This window comes from Microcystis sp. LEGE 08355 (assembly GCF_015207185.1).
Classification (GTDB): Bacteria; Cyanobacteriota; Cyanobacteriia; order Cyanobacteriales; family Microcystaceae; genus Microcystis; species Microcystis panniformis.
The window spans coordinates 1-2,599 of the sequence record NZ_JADEXI010000628.1 but is presented as its reverse complement, the minus strand read 5'-3'; the positions used below and the strand labels follow the sequence as shown (position 1 = coordinate 2,599).

5 protein-coding genes are annotated in these 2,599 nt (G+C 44.7%); 1 reads left to right on the top strand and 4 read right to left on the bottom strand.

The window, feature by feature from the left end; genetic code table 11:
* Positions 1-20: 20 nt before the first annotated feature.
* Positions 21-1,016 (bottom strand): amino acid ABC transporter permease, encoded by a 996-nt coding sequence (locus tag IQ242_RS22140; protein ID WP_193961428.1) that lies wholly within the window; start codon positions 1,014-1,016, stop codon positions 21-23.
* Between the two features lie 205 nt (positions 1,017-1,221).
* On the opposite strand from IQ242_RS22140, the gene IQ242_RS22135 reads away from it, so the two are divergent.
* Entirely contained in the window at positions 1,222-1,737 is a 516-nt protein-coding gene (locus IQ242_RS22135; RefSeq protein WP_193961427.1) for a single-stranded DNA-binding protein, read from the top strand.
* A 163-nt stretch (positions 1,738-1,900) separates the two neighbouring features.
* Here the strand turns inward: IQ242_RS22135 and IQ242_RS22130 are convergent, their stop codons facing one another.
* Genes IQ242_RS22130 through IQ242_RS22120 form a run of 3 tightly spaced genes read right to left on the bottom strand, consistent with a single transcriptional unit; the run spans position 1,901 to position 2,490 of the window.
* A complete protein-coding gene (locus IQ242_RS22130; protein ID WP_149985894.1) occupies positions 1,901-2,113 on the bottom strand; it encodes a hypothetical protein in 213 nt (70 codons plus the stop codon).
* Positions 2,100-2,315 carry a hypothetical protein gene (locus IQ242_RS22125; RefSeq protein ID WP_002758272.1) on the bottom strand — a complete coding sequence of 72 codons (216 nt, stop codon included), beginning with the start codon at positions 2,313-2,315 and terminating at the stop codon, positions 2,100-2,102. The genes IQ242_RS22130 and IQ242_RS22125 overlap by 14 nt, the downstream gene beginning before the upstream one ends.
* Before the next feature lies 1 nt (position 2,316).
* Complete coding sequence (locus tag IQ242_RS22120; protein WP_002735110.1) at positions 2,317-2,490, bottom strand: hypothetical protein; 174 nt, start codon at positions 2,488-2,490, stop codon at positions 2,317-2,319.
* Between the last annotated feature and the right edge of the window lie 109 nt (positions 2,491-2,599).

Sequence of the window (2,599 nt, the reverse complement as noted above, 5' to 3'; positions counted from 1 at the left end):
CCCCACACCCCACACCCCAATCAACGCTGTTCTAACCTACGACTGGCTAGGGACATAGAATAACAGAAAATCCAGTAAATAAACGCCAAAAATAGATAAACCTCTGGATAATCGCCGATAAATTTCGGATTAGCTAAAACCGATCCTGCCATACCCAAGAGATCCACCAGTCCCACGATCGCCAGTAGAGAAGTATCCTTAAATAAACTGATAAATTGACCAACAATAGCGGGAATGACCGCTTTTAAAGCTTGGGGTAGAACGATCAATAATAAAACGAAAATCGGTTTTAAACCCAAGGCTTTGGCCGCTTCAACTTGACCCTTGGGAATCGCTTGTAAACCACCGCGGACATTTTCGGCCAGATAGGCTGCCGCAAAAAGGGTAAATCCAGCGATCGCTCTGATCACTCGTTCTGGTCTCGTCCCGGCGGGTAAAATTAAGGGTAACATCACCTGGGCCATGAATAAAATTCCCAACAAAGGTAAACCGCGCAATAATTCGATATAGCCAATAGATAGCCAACGAATTGCCGGTAATTCACTCTGTCTCCCCAGGGCCAATAATACTCCCAAGGGAAAAGATAAAATCATACTGGCGATCGCTACTAATAAAGTTAAGATTAAACCACTGAGATCATCGAGGGGAATTGCCTTTAAAAATAATCCTCCCAATAGTAACCAAGCAATTAAAGGTAAAGTCAATAACCAAATCAATCCCCACCAGCGTTGCAGAAAAGCGGGACAATCGGGGAAGCGACCCCGGTTTAATTGCCAAGAAAACAGCGATAAAGCCGCAATTATCGTTAAAATCAGCCAAATTCGCCATATTGACTGTTCTGGATAACGACCGACCACAAATAAACCGAGATTTTCCGTCACTACAGCCCATTTTGCCTGAGTTATCGCCCAATCAAGGAAACTTAAGCCCCCCCAGAGGCTGAGAAATAGACCCGCAAGGGTTAAGATGACGTTGTACCAAGTGTTAAAGAGATTTTTTCTTAACCAGAGTCCCATAAAATTCCCTAACCTCCACAGTGGTGATCATTGTACTTTTTCAGTACAATGGTGCTAAGTAGGAAGGCACAATTATTTGTAGGATGGGTTAGCGGTAGCGTAACCCATGCGGGCGTTGGGTTTCATGCTTCAACCCAACCTACGTTCATCTTATATTTAATTCCACCCACCCACTTATTAGAAAAATTCAGACTGATTTTCGACCATGAACAGTTGCATTTTAATGGCTAAAATTGTCCGTCGTCCCGAATTACGTTATACCCAAGATAATCAAACTCCCTACGCTCAAATGTTAGTCGAGTTTTCTCCCAATCGTGCCGAGGCAACTCCAGCTAATTTAAGGGCCGTAGCTTGGGGAAATTTAGCCTCAGAAGTCGCTCAGAACTATAATGAAGGTGATCAGGTAATTTTGGAAGGTCGTCTCTCCATGCAGATGATCGATCGTCCCGAAGGTTTTAAGGAAAAACGGGCCGAATTAGTCATTAGTCATCTCTATCATCTTGACGGCAGCATGAGTAGCGGGGAAATGGCAGCCCCGACTCCAGAAAAAGTCGTGCCAATCAATACCCACAAATCGAATAAAACCCCGGTGGAAAAACCCGTCGCACCTGTCTCCACCGGGGATTTTGAATACGACGCATCCTATGAACTTTCTAATCCTTCCGCTTGGCAACCTTCTGACACATCGGTGGAGGAAAATTTAGACGATATTCCTTTCTAAGTACCCCGACAGAATTAATGGCTCTTCTCGATTTTGTCTGATAATTTTTGCCTATGGAATCGTGAAATGCTGATCGGGCAAGACTTTCAGCACTATTTGGCGGATATTCTATCAGTATAGACCTCGTTTCCACACAGAAACCAGAAGAGCCAGTTATTGCCTTCTAACTCCCTAACTCCCCACCATTGATACTTTTCTTTTGTTGAACGTAGCTCTGAAAATCGGCGAGGGTCAGTTCATCTAACCACTGATGTCGCTCGGCGGTGTAATCTCCATGGCCGACTTCCAATTGTTGCAGGAAGCGGAGCATTCCCACCACCCCTAAAGAGTCAACTAAAGCTTGATATCCTTGTTTTCTCAGTTCAGCTAATTTCATTGCCATCCTCCTGTAAAGTCGCCATCAACCAAATCACGGGATTCTCTACCGTTACGTTAATTGAATCTCTATATTGTTGAGCTTTTCGCAGCAGCCTGTCATCGGTGGTCAGGAAAATATCAGCGCCCCCCGCTTCCGCAAAAGCCAGATGTAAGGCATCATAAAACTTAAAACCCAGTTGGGAGGTACGAAGTAGGGGCAATTCATGAATTGCCCCTACTGGCGATGGGCGTTTCCCTCGATACCATCCAACGGGCAGCTTCTACAGTAGCTTCTTGCCAAAATTCGGCATCAGTAGCAGCTATATCTGAATAATCTATATCAGAATCTTTCATCTGACCAAGGAGCTTTAATTGTTCCTCTCTCGACATAGTCATAATAAATAATCACCTAAGTAGGTAGGCGTTAAAAATCATCAGATGCCCCCCTTATTAAGGGGGGATTAAAGGGGGGACTAAGGGGGGATCGGCACCCCCCTTATCAAGG

Bases quoted from the DNA above. Each gene is read 5' to 3' on its own strand.
- IQ242_RS22140 (WP_193961428.1), bottom strand. From the start codon at position 1,016: ATGGGACTCTGGTTAAGAAAAAATCTCTTTAACACTTGGTACAACGTC.
- IQ242_RS22120 (WP_002735110.1), bottom strand. From the start codon at position 2,490: ATGACTATGTCGAGAGAGGAACAATTAAAGCTCCTTGGTCAGATGAAA.
- IQ242_RS22130 (WP_149985894.1), bottom strand. From the start codon at position 2,113: ATGAAATTAGCTGAACTGAGAAAACAAGGATATCAAGCTTTAGTTGAC.
- IQ242_RS22135 (WP_193961427.1), top strand. From the start codon at position 1,222: ATGAACAGTTGCATTTTAATGGCTAAAATTGTCCGTCGTCCCGAATTA.